Annotated in this window: 24 protein-coding genes and 2 other annotated features; of the genes, 4 read left to right on the plus strand and 20 right to left on the minus strand. The window is 39.9% G+C overall.

Annotation, left to right across the window (positions count from 1 at the left end; all coding sequences use genetic code 11):
* Nucleotides 1–175: 175 nt before the first annotated feature.
* From NSQ84_RS13280 to zapA, 9 genes are all read right to left on the minus strand, one after another.
* Nucleotides 176–1,156: an electron transfer flavoprotein subunit alpha/FixB family protein gene (locus NSQ84_RS13280; protein ID WP_327873917.1), complete on the minus strand. Its 981-nt coding sequence runs from the start codon at nt 1,154–1,156 to the stop codon at nt 176–178.
* 30 nt (nt 1,157–1,186) lie between these two features.
* Nucleotides 1,187–1,960, minus strand: a complete 774-nt coding sequence (locus NSQ84_RS13285) for an electron transfer flavoprotein subunit beta/FixA family protein (protein ID WP_063387438.1) — start codon at nt 1,958–1,960, stop codon at nt 1,187–1,189.
* 38 nt (nt 1,961–1,998) lie between these two features.
* Nucleotides 1,999–2,589 carry a TetR/AcrR family transcriptional regulator gene (locus NSQ84_RS13290; protein WP_063387437.1) on the minus strand — a complete coding sequence of 197 codons (591 nt, stop codon included), beginning with the start codon at nt 2,587–2,589 and terminating at the stop codon, nt 1,999–2,001.
* 120 nt (nt 2,590–2,709) lie between these two features.
* A complete protein-coding gene (locus tag NSQ84_RS13295; protein WP_327873918.1) occupies nt 2,710–4,386 on the minus strand; it encodes a long-chain-fatty-acid--CoA ligase in 1,677 nt (558 codons plus the stop codon).
* A 221-nt stretch (nt 4,387–4,607) separates the two neighbouring features.
* The gene (locus tag NSQ84_RS13300; RefSeq protein WP_063387435.1) at nt 4,608–5,018 is read right to left on the minus strand and encodes a DUF350 domain-containing protein; all 411 of its coding nucleotides are present in this window, start codon (nt 5,016–5,018) and stop codon (nt 4,608–4,610) included.
* A 23-nt stretch (nt 5,019–5,041) separates the two neighbouring features.
* Entirely contained in the window at nt 5,042–7,402 is a 2,361-nt protein-coding gene (locus NSQ84_RS13305; protein ID WP_130156116.1) for an endonuclease MutS2, read from the minus strand.
* 29 nt (nt 7,403–7,431) lie between these two features.
* A complete protein-coding gene (polX, locus tag NSQ84_RS13310; RefSeq protein ID WP_327873920.1) occupies nt 7,432–9,150 on the minus strand; it encodes a DNA polymerase/3'-5' exonuclease PolX in 1,719 nt (572 codons plus the stop codon).
* Between the two features lie 120 nt (nt 9,151–9,270).
* Entirely contained in the window at nt 9,271–9,819 is a 549-nt protein-coding gene (locus NSQ84_RS13315) for a CvpA family protein (protein ID WP_327873922.1), read from the minus strand.
* An 8-nt stretch (nt 9,820–9,827) separates the two neighbouring features.
* Nucleotides 9,828–10,085, minus strand: coding sequence for a cell division protein ZapA (gene zapA / locus NSQ84_RS13320; RefSeq protein ID WP_063387431.1), 258 nt, complete (start codon nt 10,083–10,085; stop codon nt 9,828–9,830).
* A 151-nt stretch (nt 10,086–10,236) separates the two neighbouring features.
* Here zapA and rnhC point away from each other — a divergent pair, with 151 nt between their 5' ends.
* Nucleotides 10,237–11,145 (plus strand): ribonuclease HIII, encoded by a 909-nt coding sequence (rnhC, locus tag NSQ84_RS13325; RefSeq protein WP_066247788.1) that lies wholly within the window; start codon nt 10,237–10,239, stop codon nt 11,143–11,145.
* A gap of 32 nt (nt 11,146–11,177) precedes the next feature.
* Here the strand turns inward: rnhC and NSQ84_RS13330 are convergent, their stop codons facing one another.
* From NSQ84_RS13330 to NSQ84_RS13345, 4 genes are all read right to left on the minus strand, one after another.
* Nucleotides 11,178–12,992 carry an IS1182 family transposase gene (locus tag NSQ84_RS13330; RefSeq protein WP_339211974.1) on the minus strand — a complete coding sequence of 605 codons (1,815 nt, stop codon included), beginning with the start codon at nt 12,990–12,992 and terminating at the stop codon, nt 11,178–11,180.
* 175 nt (nt 12,993–13,167) lie between these two features.
* A complete protein-coding gene (gene pheT / locus NSQ84_RS13335) occupies nt 13,168–15,579 on the minus strand; it encodes a phenylalanine--tRNA ligase subunit beta (protein ID WP_327873872.1) in 2,412 nt (803 codons plus the stop codon).
* Nucleotides 15,580–15,593: 14 nt separating this feature from the next.
* Nucleotides 15,594–16,628 carry a phenylalanine--tRNA ligase subunit alpha gene (gene pheS / locus NSQ84_RS13340; protein WP_063387428.1) on the minus strand — a complete coding sequence of 345 codons (1,035 nt, stop codon included), beginning with the start codon at nt 16,626–16,628 and terminating at the stop codon, nt 15,594–15,596.
* Between the two features lie 45 nt (nt 16,629–16,673).
* Nucleotides 16,674–16,904: a binding site (T-box leader), on the minus strand.
* Nucleotides 16,905–16,953: 49 nt separating this feature from the next.
* The gene (locus NSQ84_RS13345; RefSeq protein ID WP_327873871.1) at nt 16,954–17,706 is read right to left on the minus strand and encodes an RNA methyltransferase; all 753 of its coding nucleotides are present in this window, start codon (nt 17,704–17,706) and stop codon (nt 16,954–16,956) included.
* Between the two features lie 97 nt (nt 17,707–17,803).
* Here NSQ84_RS13345 and sspI point away from each other — a divergent pair, with 97 nt between their 5' ends.
* A complete protein-coding gene (gene sspI / locus NSQ84_RS13350; RefSeq protein ID WP_063387425.1) occupies nt 17,804–18,028 on the plus strand; it encodes a small acid-soluble spore protein SspI in 225 nt (74 codons plus the stop codon).
* Between the two features lie 14 nt (nt 18,029–18,042).
* On the opposite strand, the gene NSQ84_RS13355 is transcribed toward sspI, so the two are convergent.
* Together NSQ84_RS13355 and NSQ84_RS13360 are read right to left on the minus strand one after the other, a co-directional pair.
* A complete protein-coding gene (locus tag NSQ84_RS13355; protein WP_063387424.1) occupies nt 18,043–19,128 on the minus strand; it encodes a M42 family metallopeptidase in 1,086 nt (361 codons plus the stop codon).
* A 49-nt stretch (nt 19,129–19,177) separates the two neighbouring features.
* The gene (locus NSQ84_RS13360) at nt 19,178–19,666 is read right to left on the minus strand and encodes a dUTP diphosphatase (RefSeq protein ID WP_063387423.1); all 489 of its coding nucleotides are present in this window, start codon (nt 19,664–19,666) and stop codon (nt 19,178–19,180) included.
* A 122-nt stretch (nt 19,667–19,788) separates the two neighbouring features.
* Here NSQ84_RS13360 and NSQ84_RS13365 point away from each other — a divergent pair, with 122 nt between their 5' ends.
* Nucleotides 19,789–20,199: a hypothetical protein gene (locus tag NSQ84_RS13365; protein ID WP_063387422.1), complete on the plus strand. Its 411-nt coding sequence runs from the start codon at nt 19,789–19,791 to the stop codon at nt 20,197–20,199.
* A gap of 617 nt (nt 20,200–20,816) precedes the next feature.
* Here NSQ84_RS13365 and rplT read toward each other — a convergent pair.
* The 3 genes from rplT to infC are packed head-to-tail and all read right to left on the minus strand — an operon-like array spanning nt 20,817 to nt 21,948.
* Nucleotides 20,817–21,176: a 50S ribosomal protein L20 gene (gene rplT / locus NSQ84_RS13370; RefSeq protein WP_063387420.1), complete on the minus strand. Its 360-nt coding sequence runs from the start codon at nt 21,174–21,176 to the stop codon at nt 20,817–20,819.
* Nucleotides 21,177–21,210: 34 nt separating this feature from the next.
* Nucleotides 21,211–21,411 carry a 50S ribosomal protein L35 gene (gene rpmI / locus NSQ84_RS13375; protein ID WP_063387419.1) on the minus strand — a complete coding sequence of 67 codons (201 nt, stop codon included), beginning with the start codon at nt 21,409–21,411 and terminating at the stop codon, nt 21,211–21,213.
* Nucleotides 21,412–21,426: 15 nt separating this feature from the next.
* A complete protein-coding gene (infC, locus tag NSQ84_RS13380) occupies nt 21,427–21,948 on the minus strand; it encodes a translation initiation factor IF-3 (protein WP_222422773.1) in 522 nt (173 codons plus the stop codon).
* Between the two features lie 68 nt (nt 21,949–22,016).
* Nucleotides 22,017–22,147 (minus strand) — a sequence feature (ribosomal protein L20 leader region).
* A gap of 179 nt (nt 22,148–22,326) precedes the next feature.
* Here infC and NSQ84_RS13385 point away from each other — a divergent pair.
* The gene (locus tag NSQ84_RS13385; RefSeq protein ID WP_094246321.1) at nt 22,327–22,506 is read left to right on the plus strand and encodes an H-type small acid-soluble spore protein; all 180 of its coding nucleotides are present in this window, start codon (nt 22,327–22,329) and stop codon (nt 22,504–22,506) included.
* Between the two features lie 20 nt (nt 22,507–22,526).
* On the opposite strand, the gene coaW is transcribed toward NSQ84_RS13385, so the two are convergent.
* Nucleotides 22,527–23,330: a type II pantothenate kinase gene (gene coaW / locus NSQ84_RS13390; RefSeq protein ID WP_144597650.1), complete on the minus strand. Its 804-nt coding sequence runs from the start codon at nt 23,328–23,330 to the stop codon at nt 22,527–22,529.
* A gap of 55 nt (nt 23,331–23,385) precedes the next feature.
* On the minus strand, nt 23,386–25,317 hold the full coding sequence (gene thrS / locus NSQ84_RS13395) for a threonine--tRNA ligase (protein WP_066247800.1): 1,932 nt from the start codon (nt 25,315–25,317) through the stop codon (nt 23,386–23,388).
* Nucleotides 25,318–25,574: the final 257 nt, after the last annotated feature.

A 25,574-nucleotide genomic window follows, 5' to 3' on the forward strand; every position in this document is an offset into this window, starting at 1 on the left:
CCTCCTAATTCACTTTTTCTATGTGAAGTATACCATGTTCTTTCGCTTGAAGCGAATGTTTTGATCTGCAACTATTTTTTCATATTTTTTGTATTTTATGTACGTCGTGACCCGTCTCCACTTATACTAGGAGGAATGGATTTGTTCAAAAAAATACGAGTCCATTCAGGACACGTTAAGAGGAATGGATTTTTAATTTTTTAAATTCTTCCATAAGCATTGGCACAACTTCAAATAAATCTCCGACAATACCGTAGTCTGCGACGTTGAAAATGTTCGCTTCCGGATCTTTATTGATTGCAACAATTACTTTAGAATTCGACATTCCCGCTAAATGCTGAATGGCTCCAGAAATTCCGCAGGCAATATATAAATCCGGTGTAACGACTTTTCCCGTTTGTCCGATTTGCAGCGAGTAGTCACAATAGTTTGCATCACAGGCACCGCGTGACGCCCCTACTGCTCCTCCGAGCACAGATGCCAATTCTTTTAGCGGTTCAAACCCTTCTGCACTTTTTACCCCTCTCCCTCCGGCAACGATCACCTTTGCTTCAGATAAGTCAACGCCTTCCGCTGCATTTTGGACAACCTCACGCACGATCGTGCGCAGATCTTTTATTTCTACCGATATGGAAGCAACTTCTCCGCTCCTTGATTCATTTTTTTCGAGAGGTGGAATATTGTTCGGACGAACGGTCGCAAAAATAATCCCATCCGTAATGATTTTTTTCTCAAAAGCTTTTCCTGAATAGATCGGTCTTGTGAAAACAACGTTACCGCCCACTATTTCTACAGCGGTAGCATCAGAAATAAGACCTGCGTTTAATTTAGCCGCTATTTTTGGAGATAAATCTTTGCCTAATGCCGTATGTCCGAAAATAATAGCGTCAGGCTTTTCACTGTCAATGATCGCCATGACAGCTTGTGAATACCCGTCCGGACTATAATATTTCAATTTTTCATCTTCCACGATGACAACCCTATCCGCTCCATAATAAATCATGTCATTTGCAAGCGTTCTAACGTTCTCTCCAATTAATCCGGCGACCACCTCTCCGCCTTCGGATATTATCTTGCCGGCTGCAAGCGCTTCAAATGATACGTTCCTTAAAAATTGATCCCTTATTTCTCCCAATACGAACACTTTTCGAGCCATTTTTTCATCCCCCTGCTATATTCGTCTCCACTAAATAACTTTTGCTTCTGATCTCAATAAAGAAACAAGTTCCTTCACTTGATCCTGCAGTTCCCCTTGCAATATTTTTCCTGCTTCTTTTTTAGGCGGCAAATAAATTTCTAACGTTTTTGTTTTCGGCATGACATCTTCTTCTTCAAGATCTAAATCATCGAGCTCCAACTCTTCAAGCGGTTTTTTCTTTGCCTTCATAATTCCCGGCAAAGACGGGTATCTCGGTTCGTTTAAACCTTGTTGGGCAGTTACTAAAAGAGGGAGTGTTGTTTCAATGATTTCCGAATCCCCTTCAACATCTCTCACAATTTTCACGTTTTTTCCATCTATTTCAATATTTGTGATCGTTGTGACATACGGAATGTCAAGAAGCTCCGCCAAACGGGGGCCTACTTGGCCAGATCCTCCGTCAATGGCAACGTTTCCAGCTAATATAATGTCCGCTTCTTTATCCTTCAAAAATTCATATAGAATTTTTGCTGTTGTAAACTGATCTCCATCTTCCAAATCTTCCTCAATATTTATTAAGACAGCTTTATCGCATCCCATCGCAAGAGCCGTTCTCAGCTCTTTTTCGCTTTCTTCTGATCCTACTGTAACAACAGTTACTTCTCCGCCATGAGCCTCCTTAAGCTGCAGCGCTTCTTCAATGGCATATTCATCATAAGGGTTTATGATGAATTCTGCATCATCCTCGGAGATTGATCCGTTTTCAATTAAAATTTTTTCTTCTGTGTCAAAAGTTCTTTTCATAAGGACAAAAATATTCACCTTTCCCATCCCCTTTTTAAAAATTGATCATTCTCTTTTTATGAATGATTGCTTTTAAATCCGTTGATTAACAGCTCAGGAATTTTTTCTGCAATTGCGAGGAGATCGTATTTTTGATCTTTCATTACCCACGTTGTCGCCGTTTCGTCCATCGTCCCAAAAATCATTTGTCTTGCCAGCCTTAAATCCAAATCTTGTCGAAACTCTCCCGTTTTTTTTCCGAATTCGATCACTTCGTCTATTACTTTCAAATATTCTTTAAAAATTTCATTTATGCGCCGGCGCAATTCTTTGTTTACTTGCCGCAATTCCAATTGAAGAACCACTGCCAAATTCCGATCATGAACTAGCATTTGAAAATGCTTTTCGATCAGCGCAAACAATTTTTCTGCAGCAGTCTGCTTTGCATCAATGCTTTTTTTCACTTCAGCGATATGATTCATCAATCTTTCTCGAAAAAGGGAGATTAAAATATCCTCCTTGTTTTTAAAATACAAATAAATCGTTCCATCTGCTACGCCCGCCTGTTTGGCAATTTTCGAAACCTGAGCGGAATGATAGCCGTTCTCCGCAATGACGACAATAGCTGCATCAATGATTTGTTTATATTTTGCCTTTTTTTCTTTCAACGTGTATCTTCCCTTCAAAATGAATGAATGGTCATTCATTTATATGATATTTAGATTAAGCCTTTTTGTCAAGCATTGAGGGAAGTTTTTATTCTCGTTCAAAACCGATAGATGTCCGTTTTATATTTTTCTTTCTTCCTCTACTAGTTTTCTTCTTAAAATTTTTCCTACTGCTGTTTTCGGAAGCTCGTCGCGAAATTCGTATTTTTTCGGCACTTTATACGGGGCAAGATGTTTTCGGGCGAATTGGTCAAGCTCTTGCTCCGTAAGCTGTGCTCCTCCCTTTGGTACAACATAAGCTTTCACGGTCTCGCCTCTGTAAGGATCCGGAACACCTGCAACGACAACCTCTTTAACCTTTTCATTAGCATACAACACTTCTTCTATCTCGCGGGGATAAATATTGTACCCGCCAGCAATAATCATATCTTTTTTACGATCGACAATATAAAAGAATCCGTCTTCATCCATATAGCCGATATCTCCTGTAAAAAGCCATCCGTCTTTGAAAACCGCTTCCGTTTCCTCTCGGTTGTTCCAGTAGCCTTTCATCACCTGCGGTCCTTTTACAATAAGCTCGCCGAATTCGTTGACATCTGCAAATCCTTCTTTTTCAGCCGAATAAATGGCTGCATGCGTATTGGGCCAAGGGATGCCAATGCTTCCTTTTTTCTTGACATCTGAATAAAATAAGTTTGCATGCGTAACGGGAGAAGCTTCCGAGAGTCCATATCCTTCAACAAGCTTCCCGCCTGTTTCTTTTTCAAAGCGCTCCTGAATTTCTACCGGAAGAGGAGCCGAACCGCTGATACAATATTTAACCGAGGACAAGTCGTATTTTCGCAAATCTTTATGATTTAAAAGAGCAACATAAATCGTTGGCACTCCTGGAAAAAGCGTTGGCTTTTCTTTTTCAATCGCTTTCAAAATTTCGGTTGAATCAAATTTGGGGATTAAAATCATTTTAAAACCTTCCATGATCGATAAATTCATTACAGTCGTCATGCCATATACGTGAAAAAAAGGCAAAACTCCTAGTATGGACTCTTCTCCTTTCCTGCATTTATACATCCAGGCAGCACACATTTTCGTATTGGAAATTAAGTTTTCATGCGTCAACATCACCCCTTTAGGCGTCCCTGTCGTCCCTCCTGTATATTGCAAAAGGGCAATATCTTCTTTCGGATCAATATTTACTGTCAATTCTTTAGCAGGCGATGTTTTTAAGATCTCTGTCCATACATGAACACCATTTGCTGCGTTTACCTTTATTAAAAGATTTTGCTCCTTCTTTTGAATGAGCGGGTATAGAAGATTTTTTGGGAAAGGCAAATACTCTTGGATCTTTGTTATTATGATATGTTTGATATTTGTGAGAGATTTCAATTTCGAGGCTTTTGGATAGAAAAGATCTAATGTAATGAGATGTGTAGCACTGCTGTCATTCAACTGGTACTCCAGCTCTGATTCTGTATAAAGAGGGTTCAATTGAACGACTATTCCGCCTGCCTCCAGAACTGCATAATAAGCAATAACTGCCTGTGGACAGTTTGGAAGCATAATCGCTGCCCGATCCCCTTTTTCAAACCCTGTTTGCTCCAAATAATTAGCCAATTGAAGCATCTGTTCGTATAGCTTGCGGTACGTAATGTTCTTTCCAAGAAATGAAACGGCTGTATGCTTCGGAAACTGATTAGCCGTATCTTGAAAATATTTGGAAAGCGGCTTATTCTCCCAAGAGATATTATGCGGAATTTCCGAGGGATAAAAATTGAGCCAAGGTTTTTGACATTCCATTTATCTCCTCTCCTTTGAAAAATAATGATGATTTTATTTCATTATATCAAAATAAAATTCAGAAATATAATTATTTTTAGAATTTTAAATAGGAAAAAGCGGAGACCTTTTCTTTTCTCCGCTTTTTCAAGCAAAAAACACCATATAAATAATACCGATCGCAATAAACAGACCGCACAAACCAAATAAAATTTTAGCCAGCGTTTCCATGTTCCCCTCTCCTAATTTGTAATTCCTGCTCCGATTACAAAGGACAAGCCTATGGATATGACCATTGAGATAAAGCCAACTGCACGGTTATCCTTTTGAATTTCATCATCAATATTAAATTTAGGAGTCAGAAATTCAAAAATAAAATATCCGATTAAGAGCAAGGCAAATCCGTAAAAGCCCCAGCCAATCATTTCAAAAAGACCGTCATGCTGTTCAATTGAGAAGCGGAAAACGTTTGAAATCCCGAAAATTTTGCCGCCTGTTGCCATTGCAACAGCCACATTGCCTTTTTGGATTTCTTCCCAGTTTTTATATTTCGTCACCAATTCAAAAATGACTAAAAATAAAACCCCGCACAATATGACAACACTATAATTAGCAGCAGTTTGAACATATACGTTTTCCCAAAACAGATTCATGTTTACTCTCCTTAAAGAAAAGTTTATTTGAACTCCACAATCGTAACACCTGTTCCGCCTTCATTTGCTTCACCGAAACGGACGTTTTTAACAGCGCGGTGGTTTTGCAAAAATTCCCGCACCCCTTTTCTTAAAGCGCCCGTCCCTTTGCCATGAATAATGTGCGCCCGCGGATATCCTGCGAGAAGACAATCGTCAATATATTTTTCAAGACGGATGAGCGCATCTTCATATCGCTCTCCCCGCAAATCAAGTTCTAATGAAACATGAAAATCCTTCCCTTTTACTGTTGCGAGCGTTTTTTCTCCCTCTTGTTTCGGGCTGCCAATATATTCAAGATCTTCTTCTTTTACTTTCATTTTCAATATTCCAATTTGTACAAGCCATTCACTTTCATTTGCTTTTTCAAGCAGATGTCCTTTTTGATTTAAGTTGATCACTTTTACCTCATCGCCGGGGCGCAGCTGCTTTTTGCTTTTTTGTTTTTCAGATTTTTGTTCAGTATTTATAAATTCAGGCGCTGCATATTCAAGCCGCTTTTTTGCTTCTATTAATTCATGCTCTTTAATAGCTGAACTGTGCTCTTTTTGCATGTTTTTCAATTTTTGAATAATCTGATCTGCTTCTTTTTGCGCTTCTTCCAGCCTTTTTTTCACCATTTCCTCAGCTTCTTGATATAGGCGGTCTTTCTGCTTATTAAATTCAATGATTTGTTCTTGTAGTTCTTTATGAAGTTTTTCTGCTTCTTTCAGCGTTTTTTCAGCTTCCATCCAATCCTCTTCAGCACGTTTTTTGCTTTCCTCAAGGGAGGCAATCATTGCATCCGTTTTGGATCTGTCAGCGCTCATGAACGATTTGGCGCGCTCAATAATTTCTTTGCTCAATCCAAGCCTTTTTGATATTTCAAACGCATTGCTTCGGCCAGGTACACCGATCAACAATTTATACGTCGGCGATAATGTGTCGACATCAAACTCAACGCTTGCATTGATCACGCCCTTACGGTTAAATCCGTATGCTTTCAATTCGGGATAGTGGGTGGTTGCAACAACTTGCGCTCCTCTGTTTAAAGCTTCATCCAAAATTGCAATGGCTAGAGCAGCACCTTCTCCAGGATCTGTACCTGCCCCAAGTTCATCAAATAGTACGAGTGAGCGATCATTAAGTTCCTGTAAAATTTTGACGATGTTCACCATATGAGAAGAAAATGTACTCAAATTTTGTTCAATTGACTGTTCATCCCCAATATCTGCGTAAACTGCCTCAAATACCGGCATTGTAGATCCTTCTTCAGCAGGGATTTGCAGACCTGATTGCGCCATTAGTGCGAGCAGTCCAATTGTCTTCAGCGTCACCGTCTTACCGCCGGTGTTTGGACCGGTAATGACAATCGATTGAAAATCTTCCCCAAGTTCAATTGTATTTGGCACAACGGTTTCAGGGTCAATAAGAGGATGGCGGGCTTTATATAGCTTCATAATGCCACGATCATTTATATTTGGTTTTGTAGCCTTTAATTTTTTAGCATACAATGCCTTGGCAAACATAAAATCGATTTCACCCATTACAGTGATATTATGAATGATTCCCTTGCTTATGTCAGCAACCATTTTCGACAATTCCGTTAAGATCCGTTCAATTTCGCGCCTTTCCTTAATCCGCGCTTCATTTAAAGAGTTGTTCGCTTCTACGATAGCCTGCGGCTCAATAAACAGAGTTGCTCCTGAGGAAGATTGATCATGGACGATTCCTCCGTAAACTCCTCTATATTCTTGTTTGACAGGAATGCAATAGCGGTCATTTCGAATCGTAATAATGGCATCCGAAAGATTTTTTTGTGCAGATGGGGAGCGAATGATCGATTCCAGCTTTTCGCGAATACGAGCCTCCAGTGTACGGATTTGACCTCTTATCGCTTTTAATTTATCGCTCGCATCATCAACAATTTCCCCGTCATCGCGTATGCAACGTTGAATTTCTTTTTCTTCTTTTAAATAAATTCCGATTTCGCTGACCAATTGTTCTAAATGAGGAAGTGAAACCTCCTCTTCTTGAGTCAACTTTTCAATAAATTGCTTCATTTGTCTTGAAGCATATAACACGGCAGAAACAGCCACAAGCTCTTGCGGACCTAAAGTTCCGCCTATTTGCGCACGCTTTACGCTCGGCCGTATGTCGCTTAATCCTCCGAAAGGGGCAGAGCCTTTCAATCGGAGCACTGTTAGTGCTTCATCTGTCTGCTCCTGCCTCTTCAGTACTTCGTTGATGTCTCCTGACGGCATAAGCTTTAACGCTTTCTCTTTTCCTAAAGAAGAAGAAGCATGCTCTTTCAGCAGTTCCCTTATTTTATTAAATTCCAAAACATGTAACACTCGTTCCTGCAACTTCTCAAAACCTCCTGACAGTTGAATGGTCAGTCTTTCCTTTTTAAAAATTGCTTTAATTGTTCAACATCCCACGTATTCACAACGTCATCCGGCTGAATGAAAGCTTTTCGCGCATACGCAACCCCTATCTCCATATGTTCTAGCATGTTTATGCTGTGGGCATCTGTATTAATCACAACCTTTACACCGTATTCCTTCGCTTTCTTCAAATGTTCTACACATAAGTCAAGCCTGTTCGGATTTGCGTTCAATTCTAAAATAGTATCTGTTTCCTTTGCAAGTTCTAAAAGCATTTCTATATCAACATCGTATCCTTCTCTTCGCCCAATTAACCTTCCAGTCGGATGAGCGATAATATCAACATGGTAATTATATAGGGCTGCTTTCAGCCTTTTCATAATTACACTCTGCGGCTGGGAAAAGTTCGAATGGATCGATGCAATAACTATATCTAGCTCTTTTAGACAATCGTCGTCATAATCAAGTGTACCGTCCGGCAAAATATCCATCTCGATTCCTCTGAAAATCGTAAAATCAGAATATTGTTCATTCAACATGTCAATTTCTTCTTTTTGTTCTTTCAGCTGCTCAGGAGTCAAGCCGTTGGCTACTTTTAAAAATTGCGAGTGATCTGTAATCGCGATGTACTTGTAGCCTTTTCTTTTAGCAGCCTCAGCCATTTCCTTGATTGAATGAGCGCCGTCGCTCCATGTTGAATGCATATGGAGATCTCCCTTTATTTCCTCGAGCGAAATAAGATTTCCTTTGTATTTTTCCACTTCCTCCCCATCTTCCCGAACCTCTGGCGGAATGTAGGGAAGCTGAAAGTGTGCATACAGCTCTTTTTCTGACTCAAATGTGAGCACTTTTCCGGTTTCTATAATTTCTACGCCGTATTCGCTTATTTTTTCTCCTCTTTCCTTCGCTAGCTGGCGCATTTTTACATTATGCTCTTTTGAGCCTGTAAAATGGTGCAAAGCCGAAATGAATTCCTTTGGGTGCACGATGCGAAAATCGACCTGAACCTTGACATCAAACTTGAGTTCAATCGATATTTTCGTATCGCCTTTCGCAATGATTTCAGTAATATTCGGCATTGTTAAAATGTAATCTCGCACAGCTTCTTTATTTTTCGCCGCAATAATAAAGTCAAGGTCTTTTATCGTTTCTTTCATTCTTCTTAAGCTTCCTGCGCGAGAAAAGCGAACTATTCCGTTTCCTTGTCCTTTTTCTAAAAATTTCTCTATTTTTTCTGCAATCGGCAGCATATAAGCAAGAGGCAGTCGGCCCGGTTTTTTATTCATTTCATCGATCGCAGCCAATATTTTTTCTTCCGTTACTTTTCCAAAACCTTGTAAACTTTGCACTTTATGTTCTTCACAGGCTTTTTTTAAAGAATCGATGTCCACAACACCTAAATCCTTGTACAATTTTGCAATCTTCTTTCCGCCCAGCCCTGGCAATTGAAGAAGAGGGATTAACCCTTCAGGAACTTCCTTTTGCAAGGTTTGCAGCGTTTTTGACTCGCCGGTTTTTATGAATTCTTCGATGACTGCACTCGTTCCTTTCCCAATCCCACTGATTAAAGTAAAATCGTGGATGTCTGATAGGCTTCTCGCATCCCTTTCAAGGGCATTGGCAGCTTTATAAAACGCGGAGATTTTAAAAGGGTTTTCGCCTTTTAACTCCATATATACCGCAATTTTCTTTAACAGGCTGACAACATCCTTTTTGTGAACCGTCATGTTTTACGTCACCTCTTGAATCTTAAACAATATAAAAATCACCTGCTATTGAACTATTTAATAGAAACAGAGAAGGACGATGGGGGTCTAAATAAAGATGTTTCCATCGTCCCTTTACGTCTAGCTTCCTTTACCGAAATAGCCGATCCAAAGATCGTGAATTTTATCAGATAAGACAGGGGTATGATTGACAATTAAATCAGCCAGCAGCGATTTATCGATAAGATTTTGAATTTGCTCGGCTGGAATGAGCGCTGCCAAAAAAAGCAGAATGAATAAAATGAGGTATGTTTCCGCAAAACCTAAAACCGCACCCAGCAAGCGGTTGATTTGCTTAAGTATTGGAAGCATCGCAACAAAATCAAACATAGATCCGATGATGTGAAGCGCTATTTTTGATCCGATAAACAAAAGCACGAATGCAACTCCGCGATAGTAAGCTTCCTCCAAATGGCCCCCTGTCAATATAGATAGAGCAGCATTTGAATTTCCTATATTTGGATACGGTACCCATAATTCCAGTTTAGGAGCAAGATCGTCAAAATATGTTCTGGCAATTATGAAAGACACTATAACACTTGATAAATAAACTACTTGGAGAATAAATCCCCTTTTAAGGCCAGTGAGCAATCCGAATACTAAGAAAAATAAAATGATCAAGTCAAGCATTTTAAATTTCAATCCTTTTCTTGAAGTTGCTTTTCTAGTTCTTCAAATTTCTCCTTTAATTTGAGATAATCATGAACAGCATTAACCGCAGTTAGTACTGCCAGCTTGTTTAAATCTAGAGATGGGTTTTTTTGACTGATTTCCCGCATTTTTTCGTCAACAATTGAAGCGACAAGCTTCATATGATTTACGCTCTCATTTCCAACAATCGAATACTGCTGTCCATATATATAAACAGTCGCTTTATTTTTAGGTTGATCAGACAAAGCGAATCCTCCATCCTCTATGAAAAAATATCGCAAAATGATTCAAAATCCTAATCATAATCATAACATGTTTGTCGAAAAGATGGAAAGAAGAACAAAAGAAAGGGTACAATAATATAGCATCCATTTTAGGAAAGCGAGGCGTTTTTTATTGTCCAATATCGTCATAAAAGTTGATCATGGGGGAATTCAAACTTTGAAAGATTTTTATAATCCTTTCATTATAGACAGAACCCCTCCAGGTGCCGTCTTTTCTGCCAAATTGACAAACTGTACGATCACTGCTTACAAGTCGGGAAAAGTGCTTTTTCAAGGATCTGCCGCTCAGCAGGAAGCAAACAGATGGGAAAAAACAGCAAAAACAGCCCCTTCTCAAACAGAGGATGAGCTTCAACAGCTTCAACAGATGTCAGTCATCGGCTCTGATGAAGCAGGAACGGGGGATTATTTTGGACCGATCACGGTTGCTGCAGTATTTGTCCCTAAAGAAAAAAGAAAACTGGTTCAGCAGCTTGGAGTAAAAGATTCAAAGGCTTTGACAGACAAACAAGTTTTTTCAATCGCCAACACTTTAATAGAGAAAGTTCCGTACAGCCTCTTAATTTTGCGCAATGAAAAATACAATCAATTGCAAAAATCTGGAATGAACCAAGGGAAATTGAAAGCTATCCTTCATAATCAAGCGATTCATCATTTACTCAAGAAAATTTCTCCTGATAAACCAGAAGCTGTGTTGATCGATCAGTTTGCAGAGCCGAATGTTTACTTTCAATATCTTAAAGACCGGGATGTTCCGTTTAAAGACATAACCATCTTTAAACCGAAGGCGGAGCATATACACATATCTGTCGCTGCAGCATCCATTATCGCAAGATATGCTTTTTTAAAAGAATTAAACAGCTTATCCAACGCAGCCGGATTTTATTTGCCAAAAGGAGCCAGCCATACTGTTGATGAAGCTGCTGCCAAATTAATAAAGGAAAAAGGGAAAAACACACTTGGCAAAATGGCAAAGCTTCATTTTGCCAACACCGAAAAAGCTTTGAATCTATTGAATTGAAATGACGAATCCGGAAATCTTATTTTCTGAGGTTAGCAGGAACAATTTATGATTTCAATAAAGGGGCTGTCCGATAAGTCCCTAAAATGAAGCAAGTGGAGAAAAACAATTCGTTTCTCTCCACTTGCTTTTATATTTTTTCGATTTTTATCTGAAAGTAGCTGGCGGATGCCGGCTACTTTCAGTATGTTGTGGGCTAATGCCACAATCCCAAACTCAACATGTACCTTGTCGAGGCCCCGCAAAGAAAATCTGCGGAACGACCGATTGCCCTTGATGTGACCGAACACACTTTCTGCCTCGACTTTGCGTCGAGCGTAGATGGCGGCTTTCTCTTCACATTCAAGGGCTGTTTTGGCCTTTGCTTTCATTTCTTCGAAGATGGGATTCCAGTGAACTTGACGATTTCCCTTCGCTTTTGTGCATTTCGCTTTCAATGGGCAATCGGTACAATCTTCACATTCGTATATTTTGAAGCTTTGTTCATAGCCAGATGGATTCTTTTTGTTTTGGTATTTTTTAAACGTTACTCTCCTTCCATTCGGGCAAATAAAACAATCATCCTCTTCACAATAGGTCCAGTTTTTGGCATTTTTAATGTCTTTTTTGTATGTACGTGTTTGTTCTTTTACATAGCTCCCATAAGGAATTAGAAACTCAAAACGGGGCTCTTTCTCATCACCAACTGCATATACATAGTTTTCTTCACTACCATAGCCTGCATCCGCAATGACCGTTTTGGGCATCGGTAATGAACTGGAGGCTAGCTTCTCCATATGTGGGATAAAGCAACGTGTATCGGTCGGTCGTTGATGAATGGTATAAAACAAGATAAACTGATTCTCTGTCCCCATTTGCACGTTGTATCCGGGCTTGAGCTGACCGTTTTTCATATGGTCTTCTTTCATGCGCATGAAGGTTGCGTCTTTGTCTGTTTTCGAGTAGCTGTTACGGTCACCGAACATTTCCTTTTGTTCCTTGTATCTTGCCATTCGGGGCAGGAAATCTTCACGAATTTGTTTCACCGATTTCTTTAATTGACTGCGTTTTTTTCGCTTCTCTTTCCGAATGGATGTATCGGTCTCCTTTTCGATTTCTTCCGTTAGCGTTTCAACTTTTTCTTCTATTTCTTTTGCGATTTCCTCCATGTTTTGTTCGGTGATCTCTGTATGTTGATCGCTTTCCTTTTGCCCTGTTCCGGCTTCTAATTGGGTTAATTCATGAATGTGCTTTAGTGTTTCTTGGATTTTTTCTTTTAATTTCTCTTCGAATTTCAAAGTGGATTTTTTCCACACAAAAGAATACTTATTGGCATTGGCTTCGATCTTAGTGCCATCCAAAAAGTAGTTTTCCATCGTGATGTAATGTTCTTTTATCAATTTGAGAATCATGACTTCAAAGAGCTCATCCATGAAAGCTTTCATCCGTTCCCCTCGGAACTCATTAATGGTGCGAAAATCTGGTTGTTGCATCGCTGAAAGCCACATGGCAGGAATATTTTCTTTAACGAGTTTTTCGATTCCTCGGCAGGAATAAACCTTTTGAGAATAAGCATACAGAATGATTTTCAGCATCATTTTGGGATGATAGGAACTTCTGCCGCCGCCTTTATAATGAGAAAACAATTGTTTATCTGGTATCGCCTCCACCATTTCGTCCACGACACGTGCCACGTGATGTTCGGGTATAAGAGATTCAATATCATAAATCATTTGAACTTGACGGTTGTCATATGGTTTGAAAGTAGGGGCTAAATTTCTTTTGGCAGGAGTTTTTTCTTCTTTTCCATCTAGAGGAAGTGTCATTTGTGTGTTATAATTTTCACGAGTAATCATTTGATTGCTCATAAAAAATCGTCCTTTCTGTAATGTTGTGTGGTAACTTCATTTTACTAGAAAGGACGATTTTTTTGTGCATTTTTTTTAAAAAGTGAAAAAATGAGGGGCTCCAAAAAGTCAGTTACCCTGACTTTTTGGACAGCCCCTGTTAGCTGGAATTATTTTAGGGATTTATCGTCCTGCGTTAGCTGCGAAGAACTGCTGAAAATTTTTCCTCTACCGCCTTAATTACTTTTTCATGAGCTTTTGCTGCTTCCTCATCCGTCAATGTTCGTTCAGGATCGTAGTAGCGGAGTGAAAATGCGATCGATTTTTTCCCTGCTCCCAAACGTTCTCCTTCATACACATCGAAAATGGAAATCTCTTTTAACAGTTTTCCGCCCGCTTCCCGGATCGTTTCTTGAAGCTCGCCAGCATGCACATGCTGATCAACGACTAAGGCGATATCCCTTGTAATGGATGGGAACCTTGGAATCGGCGTATATATGACTGGCTTAGCTTCATATTGAATGAGATCGGCTAGCTTCAGCTCAAAAACATATGTTTCATCTAAATCATACTCTTTTTCAACTTCCGGATTTAATTCGCCGACAAATCCGATGAATGATCCGTTTAAATAAATATCTGCCGTTCTGCCGGGATGCAGCCCTTCACGTTTTGCCTGTTTATACTCAATTTCATCCAACAGTCCAAGCAGATCAAATAAACCGTCTAAAATTCCTTTCACAACATAAAAATCAACTTTTGTTTTTTCCCCTTGCCATGGGTGATAAACGTAGTGACCCGTCATGACGCCTGATAAACGTTCTTTTTCCAAAGGCTTTTCTAAAGCATCGTCCGAAATGAAAACAGAACTAATTTCATAAAGATGAATATCATCGATTTGCCGCGCTTTATTATATTTTACAGACTCAAGCAAATGAGGAAGCAGGCTTAAACGCAAAACACTCCGCTCTTCACTCATCGGCAATGCTAATTGAGTAAAGCTTGACGTCTCCAGCGTAAATTGTCCCGCCTTTTCTTTGCTCGTTAATGAATATGTGATCGCTTGATAAAGCCCGGCGCCTTCCAAAAATCTTCGCACTTTTCTTCTTTTCAATTGATAGTCTGTTAATGCTCCGGATGTTGAAGATCCTTCAGGCAATGTTGACGGAATATAGTCATATCCGTAAAGGCGGGCTACTTCTTCAATTAAATCTTCTTCAATCGCAATATCGCCTCTTCTTGTCGGAACGGTTACTGTAAAAAGACCGTTTTCTTCAAAGGTTTCAAATTGCAAGCGGTCAAAAATTTCTTTTATTTCATCTACTGCAATGTTTGTCCCTAAAACGTTGTTAATTTTCTCAGCGGAAATGGTGATCACTTTTTTCTCGATTGAAAAATCATGAAATTCTGCTTCACCTTCTAAAACAGTTCCGGAGGCGTATTTTGCGATCAATTGTGCTGCCCGCTCTGCTGCAGCTTTTACCCTGTTCGGGTCAACTCCCTTTTCAAATCTCAAGCTCGCTTCACTTCTAAGTCCGAAATCCTTCGACGCTTTTCGGACAACACTGCCTTTAAAATAGGCGGCCTCAAGCAAAACGGTCGTCGTATCGTCTCTTACTTCAGAATCGGCCCCTCCCATTACACCAGCTAATGCAACAGGTACTTTGCCATTTGTGATCACAAGGTGATCGCTTGTAAGCTTTCGTTCTTGATCATCAAGGGTCACGATCGTCTCTCCGTCATGTGCGCGGCGAACGAGTATTTCCTTTGATCCGAACCGGTCATAGTCAAACGCATGAAGCGGCTGGCCGTATTCTAATAAACAATAGTTTGTAATATCGACGACGTTGTTATGCGGTCTGATTCCGGCTTTTATTAAGCGCATTTGCATCCATAAAGGGGAAGGGGCAATTTTGACATTTTTAATAATTTTAGCTACATAGAATGGATTATCTTCTTTTGCTTCAACATTCACAGTAATATAATCAGTTGCTTTTTCTTCGGCAGCCTCATAATGAACTTCCGGCTTTCGAACCTCTTTCTTTAAAATTGCTGCAACTTCATAGGCAACACCGATCATGCTTAAACAGTCAGAACGGTTTGGTGTAAGACCTAATTCAAGTACATAATCGTCCATAAACAGCTGTTCAATCGCATTTTTTCCAACTTCAGCATCACTAGGGAAAACAAAAATGCCGTCAGAAAACTCTTTTGGGACAAGCTTTCCTTCAATGCCCAGCTCTTGCAAAGAACAAATCATACCATTAGATTCTTCACCGCGCAGCTTTGCCCGTTTAATTTTGAAATTGCCCGGCAAAACCGCACCAACTTTGGCTACCGGCACTTTTTGACCTTTTTCAACGTTTTGGGCGCCGCATATAATTTGCACTGGTTCTCCTTCTCCGATGTCAACTAAACATTTGCTTAATTTTTCTGCATTTGGATGCTGTTCTTTTTCAAGCACCTGTCCAACTACAACATCTTTTATTCCTTCATTAACAGCTTGAACATTTTCAACTTCAATGCCGCTCTTCGTTATTTTTTCAGCCAGCTCCTCAGGGGAAATGTCTAGATCAACATATTCAGAGAGCCATTTGTATGAAACGAACATGAGAAAACCTCCTTTTAAGCTTGTTTAAACTGTTTCAAAAAACGCACATCGTTTGTATAAAAATGACGAATATCATCAATTCCATATTTCAACATGGCAATCCGTTCCGGTCCCATTCCAAATGCAAAACCACGGTATTTTTTCGAATCGAATCCCGCCATTTCCAAAACGTTTGGATGAACCATCCCTGCTCCTAAAATTTCAATCCAGCCTGTTCCTTTACATACATGACAGCCTTTCATGGAGCATTTAAAACAGGATACATCGACTTCCACCGACGGTTCAGTAAACGGGAAAAAGCTCGGACGCAGACGAATTTGCCTGTCTTCACCGAACAGTTTTTTCGCAAACACTTCGAGCGTTCCTTTTAAATCGCTCATGCGAATGTTTTCATCCACAACGAGCCCTTCAATTTGCGTAAATTGATGGGAGTGCGTTGCATCATCTGTATCACGTCTGTATACTTTCCCTGGACAAATGATTTTTACAGGACCTTTCCCTTTATATTTTTCTAGCGTTCTCGCCTGAACTGGAGATGTGTGTGTGCGCAGCAAAATTTCATCAGTTATGTAAAAGGAATCTTGCATATCCCTTGCCGGATGGCCTTTCGGCAAATTGAGCGCTTCAAAATTGTAATAATCTGTTTCAACTTCTGGACCTTCCTCTACTGTGTATCCCATGCCGATAAACAAATCTTCAATTTCTTCAATGACCGCTTGGAGAGGATGATGGTTTCCTGTTCGAACTGGTCTACCTGGAAGGGTAACGTCAATCGTTTCTTGCTGTAATTTTTTCTCGATTTCTGCTTTTTCGAGTTGTTCTTGCTTACTTGTTATTTCCCCGGCAATCACTTCCCGAATTTCATTTGCTAACGCACCTATTTTCGGCCGTTCTTCTTTCGAAAGCTTTCCCATTCCGCGAAGAACTTCGGTAATCGGTCCTTTTTTTCCAAGATATTGAACGCGAATATTTTGCAATTGTTTTAAATCCGTTGCTTCCCGTACCTTTTGCAACGCTTCATCGCGAAGCTTTGTTAATTCTTCCTGCATGTAAATTCCTCCTTTTTTTAAAATAAATAAAAAAACCCATCCCAAAAAAGGGACGAGTTGAATTTCGCGGTACCACCCTTATTAACAAAGAAAGAATCTTTGTTCACTTCATTATCATAACGGCACAGCCGGAGCGCCTTTACATGCTTCCGCATGGTCCTGGCGTCAACTCTGGAGGTGAATTCGTTTGCCTCTACCATAAAAATGCTTCCAGTCTACGGCATTTTCTCCCTAAATGGCGACCTGCAAACTACTCTTCTCCGTCATCGTTATTCCTTTATTCAATTGCTTTTAATTATAAAAAAAAGAAATTAAAGGCGCAACATTATTTGCGAAGATGGTACATGAAAATAGCTGAAGCAACGGCAACATTTAATGACTCCGCTTTTCCATAAATCGGAATGTGTAAATTTTGATCCGTCATATCCAGCAGCTCTTTTGAGACCCCATTTCCCTCATTTCCTACAAGGAGGGCAAATGTTTCAGATGGAGGGATCTCTTTATAGAAAACAGCATTTTTTGTTGAAGTTCCAAATACAGGAATTTCCTCTTCCTTCAATTTGCTTATAATCTGTTTTAATGACGAATTGACCACAGGCAAATGAAAAATTGATCCTTGTGTCGCCCGGATCGTTTTACTATTGTACAAATCAACCGTCCCTTCACCTAAAATCACAACATCCATTCCAGCCGCATCTGCAGTACGAATGATCGTACCGAGATTTCCTGGGTCTTGAACCGCATCTATTAACAGCCATTTTTTGGCGTTCAAATCGATTTCCCACCTAAGCTGCTTACAAACAGCCATGACACCTTGCGGGGAATCCGTTTCAGACAGAAGCGAAAACACCTCTTTGGAAACAATCGTTGTCGGAATAGTACCTTCGAAAAAATGATTTGGCAGCTTCGCTCCTTCTAAAACAATTAACTCTTGAACAATTGATTTATATTTGAGAGCTTCCTCGATTAAATGCAAGCCTTCAATTAAAAACAGCCTGCGCTCTTCCCGTTTTTTTCTTGATTGCAGCTTTTTCCATTCTTTTACTCTTTCATTTTTAGTTGACGCAATCCGTTTCAATGATGGTGTCTCCTTCAACTGATAGTTCATTTCATATACATATTATAGAAAACAAAAGAAAAAATAAAGAAGAATGAAGAAAAACGAGGTGAAGGATATGAATTTTGATTTGCGCAATGCAGTCATTGCCAACATATCGCAAAATTCAAAAGACGAGCTGAGAGAAACGATCGTTGATGCCATCAATAGCAAGGAAGAAAAAATGCTTCCAGGGTTAGGCGTGTTATTTGAAATTATCTGGAACCATTCAAGTCAGCGTGATCAGCAGGAAATGGTTGAAACACTTGAACAAGGATTAAAAGAGACTGGAGCTGGGAAATAACCAGCTCCTGCTTTTTAGTTGTATGTAATGTTTTCAACCGTTTTTTTGTCGAGGCGTTTAATGACTTCTGTCAATAATTGAACCGTATGTTCAAAGTCTTCGCGATGAATCATCGCAGCGTGTGTATGAATGTAGCGCGTTGCAATCGTAATGGAAAGCGTTGGAACACCATTTCCTGTTAAATGAATCGATCCGGAGTCTGTACCGCCTCCCGGCATAGCATCATACTGATATGGAATGCCGCATTCTTCAGCGACCCCTACGACAAAATCGCGAAGCCCTTTATGGGAGACCATAGAAGCATCATATAAAATAATTTGCGGACCTTTCCCCATTTTTCCCATCGCTTCTTTTTCGGAAATGCCTGGAGTGTCGCCGGCTATTCCGACGTCTACGCCGAAAGCAATATCAGGCTCAATATAATGGGCTGATGTGCGGGCTCCTCTTAATCCTACTTCCTCCTGAACGGTTCCTACACCGTAAACGACGTTCGGATGGTTTACCCCTTTCAGCTTTTTCAAAACTTCGATCGCTATTGCACAACCGATGCGGTTATCCCAAGCTTTCGCCAAAAGGATTTTATCATTTTTCATAACGGTGAACTCAAAATAAGGCACAATTTGGTCGCCGGGACGAACACCAAATTCCATCGCTTCTTCTCGGCTGCTGGCGCCAATATCAATAAACATGTCTTTGATCTCTACAGGCTTTTTTCGTGCTTCTGCCGGCAAAATATGCGGCGGCTTGGAACCGATGATGCCGGTCACATCTCCTTTTTGGGTGACAATCGTCACTCTTTGTGCGAGCATAACTTGATTCCACCAGCCACCAACAGGCTGAAAGCGAATGAACCCTTTATCATCAATTTGCGTAACCATAAAGCCGACCTCATCAAGATGGCCCGCGATCATAATTTTGGGTCCGCCTGATTCTCCTTCTTTTTTGGCAATTAAACTGCCGAGTCCATCCGTTTGGATATCATCCGCATAATCTTTTATGTACCCTCTCATTACTTCTCTGACTTCCCGTTCATTGCCGGCGATGCCTTTCGCGTCTGTTAAATCTTTTAACATTTTCAATGTTTCATCCCATTTCTCCACACTGAAACCTCCTTTAATTTATATTCTTCATTTTTTCCAAACGGAATTGTTAATATCCTTGATTTTGTCTAGCATGATTGACTTCATTTTTCGCCATGTATGCTGAAATAATATCTTCCTCTGAAAAGCCCAGCGCAGAGCCGAGTGTAACATAGTCGTTAAATAAATCGATATACGCTTGGACAGACAAATATTCACTGAATTTTGCCGTTTTTTGATAAACGTTTAAAAAAAGATCGGTCAGGCTTTTATCGATTTTTCTTGCTTTCATTTCCGGCAATTTTTCAATATACAATTCATGGCCGATCGACAATAAAAAATGAAGGCCGTCTACATACTCTTCCAAAATAACCTCTCTGTCGGAAGGCGGCTTAACGCTCCAAAATTTAAAGCAGCGCGTTTCATTAGCCAATTCGCCAATTTCGACAAGCAAGGCTAAAACTTTTCTCTCGATCAGCCTTTCTTCCTCCAAACCGTGTTTCTTTTCAATTTTTTCATCCAATTCTTTTTGCATTTTATATAACTGTTCAAAATCCATTTTCTCAACCCCTAAAATATATCTAAAAAAATTATAGCAAATGTGATCATTAATGAAACCCCTTCAATTCCTTTTTCGTAATGTATATGTATGAATATGACCTTCGGGGAGGTTTAAAGTAAATGATTGTCATCCTTCTTCGTCTTTTCATAATTGCTGCGATTATTTTCCTAATTTATTCATTCATTAAATATTTATTGAACCCGAAGCGAAAGTTAGAATTGGCTCATGAGCAAAAAAAATTTTTCTTTCTTGATGATAAAGAAAATGTCCACAAAAATTTTTTGTTAACGCATAAAGGAGTTTTATTTGAAGGGGAAAAATATTTAGGCACGACTGAAACTTCTTTTGAAGTTATCTCCGTTTTTATTTGGACATCTACTCCAAATAAGTTAAGGGGGTTTACAAAAGAAGATTTTCAATTTATAGAATCGAAAATAAAAGAAGCATATCCTTACGCCAAAATCGACTGGAAAAGTCCAATTAAAGAGTTTTTGAATCGGAACGAATCGGAATTTCCGACACTATCTTAAGACAGTAAAAAAGAATGAGCAGCTTGACATTCCCGTTCAAAATTGACAGCGTTAAAAGACTATGCGGTCCATGACTGGACGATCATGGTGTCGCTTTTTTGATCAATCTATGCAACATTTCTGATTTAAAAAGAAAATAAGCATTCTGAAGGCAGTTCCCATTGCGGGAGCTGCTGTTAGCTTCCATTTCTATTTTTATCCCATTACCTTTTCTCTTCCTCTATGAAATTTTGTAAAACAGCTCGGTAATTGATTATAATTTTTCGAAGTCTCCTTTTTAATTGGGTTTGATCACTTTCATTATAAAACAGAGTGCTTCGTAAATGCTTTTTTCATTTTGATGATATTCTTGATCCCAACATTTAGTATAGAACCTAAATTTTTTGCATCGGCCTAAAAAACCCTTGAACTTTTGACTTTTTTCACTGTCGAGAAACGTAAAGCCATAATCGTTTACCTTTTCAGCCATATAAAAATCCCCTCCAAATAGAAGTGCAGCATCCGCGAGTCATTGCGCAGATTTTTTACACGTCTACTTAAAGGGGATCAATAATGTGCTGTTCAATTATGTCCAGCCCAAAGGGCAATGTACGTTTATAGGTGGCTTGCTTTTTCGATTACTTATTTAATTCAGCTTTAGCTGTTTCGGCGAGTTGTGCAAATCCTTTTTCATCATTTACTGCTAAGTCAGCAAGCATTTTTCTGTTTACTTCAATGCCAGCAAGCTTTAAACCGTGCATGAACCGGTTGTAGGAAAGACCGTGAATGCGCGCAGCAGCATTGATTCTCGTAATCCAAAGCTTACGGAAATCGCGTTTTCTTTGGCGACGGTCACGGTATGCATACATTAAAGATTTCATTACTTGCTGGTTAGCAACTTTATATAAACGATGCTTCGAACCGTAATAACCTTTTGCAAGCTTAATAATTTTTTTGCGGCGTCTGCGTGTCACTGTACCGCCTTTAACACGTGCCATAATGCATTCCCTCCTAAAAAATCGAAGTTAAAAATTATTTTATATTGTCAAGCATTTGATGAATACGTTTAAAGTCACCTTTGCTTACTAATGCTGGTTTGCGAAGTTTGCGTTTTTGCTTTTGAGTTTTGTTAGCGAATAAATGACTAGTAAATGCATGAGACCGTTTCAAATTTCCGTTCCCAGTTTTTTTAAATCTTTTCGCAGAGCCGCGATGAGTTTTCATTTTAGGCATAAAAGGATCCTCCTTCTATTTCTTTTCGTTTTTCGGTGCTAGCACTAGAAACATGCTGCGCCCATCCATTTTCGGCTTCGTTTCAACAGAACTGATGTCAGCGCATGCTTCAGAAAATCTTTCTAGAACTCGTTGGCCGATTTCTTTATGGGTAATCGCTCTTCCTTTAAAGCGGATCGATGCTTTCACCTTGTCACCCTTCTCCAAAAATTTCCGAGCATTGCGAAGCTTTGTATTAAAGTCATGCTCTTCAATTGTTGGGCTTAGGCGGACTTCCTTCACATTAATAACTTTCTGCTTTTTACGCGCCTCTTTTTCTTTCTTTTGCTGCTCGAAGCGGTATTTTCCGTAATCCATGATGCGAGCAACCGGCGGTTTTGCATTCGGAGCAACAAGAACGAGATCCAAATTGGCATTTGCGGCAATATCAAGCGCTTCTTGCCGTGATTTAATGCCTAATTGATTACCGTTTTGATCGACCAGTCGAACTTCACGAGCGCGGATGCCCTCGTTTACTAACATGTCTTTGCTAATAATGAGCCACCTCCAAGATTTTATAAACAAAGTGCACGTTCGCCTTGACAGAGCTTATACATTCGTTTATGCAAATAAAAAACGCGTAGACGCACACTGCACCCACACGTTGAATACACGAACTTTTTGTCCAATGTATAAACCTGTCAACAGCAACGATGTGCGTCAATCAGGTGAGAAGCGGGTGCTTCTGCTTGTTCTCCTTGACTATAATATTCTATCATGGCAAAGCAGCTTTGTCAAAACAACATTTCTTCAAAAACGATACCATTTTAAACTATTCAAACAGAAAATGCAAGAGACTATTTGAATGAACATACATAAATCGGAATGGAGTGGACATGATAATCAATATATCATATAACTATTGGAGTGATCGAAATGGATGCAAACCGCGTAAAACAAATTTTATCCTCGCCGGCTGATATTGAAGTTCTCTATAACGGAGCTTCCGTTTGGATTGATCAGCTAAATGAAGATGGAAAAACAGCAACCGTTCATGTAAGAGGTCCGTTTAAAGAACGTACGGTTGTAAATATTTCTGAGCTTGAAGAAAAATAATTCCTCCATTGTTTTAAACTTTATTGATATAAAATAGCTCCCAATGCTCCGGTAAAAGAACCGTTTGATAAAAATATGCTTTGCAGACCTGTCATGGAATCAAAGCTTTGGATGATTTGTTGTAATGGAGGGTTTTGCGAAATTGCAGCTCCAACATAGACACACGTGTCCACTTGATGAAGCTCGGCACATTGCTTTGCCAAAAGAACGATCGTTTCACCAATCAATTGAAATAACGCTGCAGCAGCATCTTTTTTCCGTGCTCTCGATAAATCCGGATTGCCAAAATTAGCAGCGGTTAAATCTCCTAAAATTGGAGGAGCCTCTTCTCCATACAAATCTTTTACCAACAAATCAACATGGCTTCGATCACCTTTTTTCGCCAAATCAACGATTTGATAAAAATTGCTCTCCTGCAAAATGAGCCGGCTTAAACCGGAAATAACACCGCCGCCGATACCGCTACCAAGCAGACGCTCATAACGCTCGCCCTTCATAAGGAAAAAAGATGTTCCCGTTCCGATGCTGACGATTAAAAAATCGCTCTTTGGCTCCTTTCCTTCTTTTACTAAAAGCTCTCTTGTTCCTATACAAACTGAATCAAATTCTGGAATAAAGGTCACATCAGCTCCGGTCAATTTTTCTTTTACTTTTGCAGCTCTGCCTCCTGTTATTCTATAGCGGGCAGCCGGCTTCAATCTCTTCATCCAAGAAAGAGCTTGATCCATTTCATCAATTGGAAACCATTTATACCGATATCGCCCATGTTCAACATAAGCAATTTTTAATAAACTTCCCCCTGCATCAATTCCTACTATTTCCATCCGTACACCCCTCGCTTATGTTTCAAAAAAAGGAAATCAGCAAACGCCGATTTCCTTATTTTCTCCCTTCTTTTCCAACAGATACAGCAAATGTCTCCAGCGGCATGGATTCTGATTTTTGTTCTCCATACTTTCTGACATTGACCGTCTCATTTTCTGCTTCTTGATCACCGACAACGACCATGTACGGGATTTTTTGCATTTGTGCCTCACGAATTTTATAGCCGATTTTTTCATCCCGAATATCGACTTCAACGCGCAAGCCTTCTTGCTGAAGACGCTGTTCTACTGTTTTGGCATAATCAAGATGCACTTCCGGCGAAACAGGGATGACTTTCACTTGCACAGGTGCAAGCCAAGTTGGGAAGGCGCCTTTATATTCCTCAATTAAGAAGGCAACAAACCGTTCCATCGTTGAAACAACTCCGCGGTGAATAACAACTGGCCGATGATGTTTGCCGTCTTCGCCAACATATGTTAAATCAAGCCGTTCCGGAAGGAGAAAATCTAGCTGAACAGTCGATAATGTTTCATCTTTTCCTAAAGCCGTCCGCACTTGTACATCCAATTTCGGTCCGTAAAATGCCGCTTCACCTTCCGCTTCATAATAATCCAGCCCGAGTTCGTCCATTGCGGCTTTCAGCATCGACTGGGCCTTTTCCCACATTTCATCATCATCATAATATTTTTCTTTATCCTCAGGATCGCGGTAAGATAATCGGAACGAATAATCTTTTATACCAAAATCCTCGTATACCTCTTCAATAAGGCGGACAACTCGGATGAATTCGTCTTTAATTTGATCCGGCCGCACGAAAATATGCGCATCGTTCAACGTCATCCCGCGAACACGCTGCAGCCCTGTCAATGCCCCTGACATTTCGTATCTGTGCATTGTTCCAAGTTCTGCAATGCGGATCGGCAATTCCCGATAGCTGTGAATTTCATTTTTGTAAATCATCATATGATGCGGGCAGTTCATCGGACGCAATACAAGCTCTTCGTTATCCATCTTCATTGGCGGAAACATATCATCTTGATAATGGTCCCAATGGCCGGAAGCTTTATAAAGATCGACGCTGCCGAGAACAGGTGTGTATACATGCTGGTATCCGAGTTTAATTTCTTTATCAACAATATAGCGTTCGATAATCCGGCGGATAGTTGCACCTTTTGGCAGCCAAAGCGGCAAGCCTTGTCCAACCTTTTGAGAAGTGGTAAACAGGTTTAATTCTTTTCCAAGCTTGCGATGATCCCGCTCTTTCGCTTCTTCAAGCATGCGGAGATGTTCTTTAAGCTCTTCTTTTGTAAAAAATGCTGTACCGTATATGCGTTGAAGCATTTTGTTTTTGCTGTCTCCACGCCAGTAGGCGCCGGCTACGCTGAGCAATTTAAATTCCTTTATTTTTCCGGTAGAAGGAACGTGGACTCCTCGGCATAGATCGAAAAATTCTCCTTGCTCATATATGGAAATGATTTCGCCTTCCGGAATATCATCGATAAGCTCAAGCTTTAAATGGTCGCCGATTTCCTCATACATTTTTTTTGCTTCATCGCGGCTTACTTCTTTACGAATAACCGGCAAATTTTCGCCGACAATTTTTTTCATTTCTTTTTCGATTTTAGGCAAATCTTCGTGTGAGATCGTTTCATCCATATCGATATCATAATAAAAACCGTTTTCAATGACGGGCCCAACTCCCAATTTTACATTTGGGTAAAGCCGTTTAATCGCTTGCGCCATTAAATGTGCTGTACTATGTCGTAAAATTTCTAACGCTTCTTTTGTATCAGGCGTCAAAATTTCAATCTGGCCGTCTTGTTCAATCGGGGTTTTTAAGTCAATAAGCTTTCCATTTATTTTACCTGCAATGGCTTTTTTCTTTAATCCAGGGCTGATGGATGCAGCGATTTCTTCCGTTGTTGTTCCGTACGGAAATTCTTTTACAGAACCGTCTGGAAAAGTAATTTTAATGGCTTCTTTCATCTTCTTTCCTCCTTTGTTTTTTCTTGCAAAAATAAACACCCGTCCCTAAAAGAAGGGACGAGTGTTGTATGTAAAACCCGTGGTTCCACCCTAGTTCCCGCTCAAAACTTTGCGCGGCTCATTTTGATAACGGAACAATCCGCCAGCTATTACTTGGCAAAAGCCGTTCACAGCTGAAGTTTAGAGGTGGTAAGAGCATTACACGAGTTAGGAAGGTTTCAGCCTGTGCCTTCCCTCTCTTTGAACTGTGATAATAC

The sequence above is a fragment of the Aeribacillus sp. FSL K6-3256 genome (assembly GCF_037965805.1).
In the GTDB taxonomy this organism is placed as follows: Bacteria; Bacillota; Bacilli; order Bacillales; family Aeribacillaceae; genus Aeribacillus; species Aeribacillus composti.

Bases quoted from the DNA above. Each gene is read 5' to 3' on its own strand.
- thrS (WP_066247800.1), bottom strand. From the start codon at position 25,317: ATGAAAGAAGCCATTAAAATTACTTTTCCAGACGGTTCTGTAAAAGAA.
- NSQ84_RS13295 (WP_327873918.1), bottom strand. From the start codon at position 4,386: ATGGAATGTCAAAAACCTTGGCTCAATTTTTATCCCTCGGAAATTCCG.
- NSQ84_RS13280 (WP_327873917.1), bottom strand. From the start codon at position 1,156: ATGGCTCGAAAAGTGTTCGTATTGGGAGAAATAAGGGATCAATTTTTA.
- NSQ84_RS13300 (WP_063387435.1), bottom strand. From the start codon at position 5,018: ATGAATCTGTTTTGGGAAAACGTATATGTTCAAACTGCTGCTAATTAT.
- NSQ84_RS13360 (WP_063387423.1), bottom strand. From the start codon at position 19,666: ATGGATTTTGAACAGTTATATAAAATGCAAAAAGAATTGGATGAAAAA.
- NSQ84_RS13365 (WP_063387422.1), top strand. From the start codon at position 19,789: ATGATTGTCATCCTTCTTCGTCTTTTCATAATTGCTGCGATTATTTTC.
- polX (WP_327873920.1), bottom strand. From the start codon at position 9,150: ATGACGGTTCACAAAAAGGATGTTGTCAGCCTGTTAAAGAAAATTGCG.
- NSQ84_RS13385 (WP_094246321.1), top strand. From the start codon at position 22,327: ATGGATGCAAACCGCGTAAAACAAATTTTATCCTCGCCGGCTGATATT.
- rpmI (WP_063387419.1), bottom strand. From the start codon at position 21,411: ATGCCTAAAATGAAAACTCATCGCGGCTCTGCGAAAAGATTTAAAAAA.
- pheT (WP_327873872.1), bottom strand. From the start codon at position 15,579: ATGTTCGTTTCATACAAATGGCTCTCTGAATATGTTGATCTAGACATT.
- pheS (WP_063387428.1), bottom strand. From the start codon at position 16,628: ATGCAGGAAGAATTAACAAAGCTTCGCGATGAAGCGTTGCAAAAGGTA.
- coaW (WP_144597650.1), bottom strand. From the start codon at position 23,330: ATGGAAATAGTAGGAATTGATGCAGGGGGAAGTTTATTAAAAATTGCT.
- rplT (WP_063387420.1), bottom strand. From the start codon at position 21,176: ATGGCACGTGTTAAAGGCGGTACAGTGACACGCAGACGCCGCAAAAAA.
- NSQ84_RS13330 (WP_339211974.1), bottom strand. From the start codon at position 12,992: ATGAGCAATCAAATGATTACTCGTGAAAATTATAACACACAAATGACA.
- NSQ84_RS13315 (WP_327873922.1), bottom strand. From the start codon at position 9,819: ATGCTTGACTTGATCATTTTATTTTTCTTAGTATTCGGATTGCTCACT.
- sspI (WP_063387425.1), top strand. From the start codon at position 17,804: ATGAATTTTGATTTGCGCAATGCAGTCATTGCCAACATATCGCAAAAT.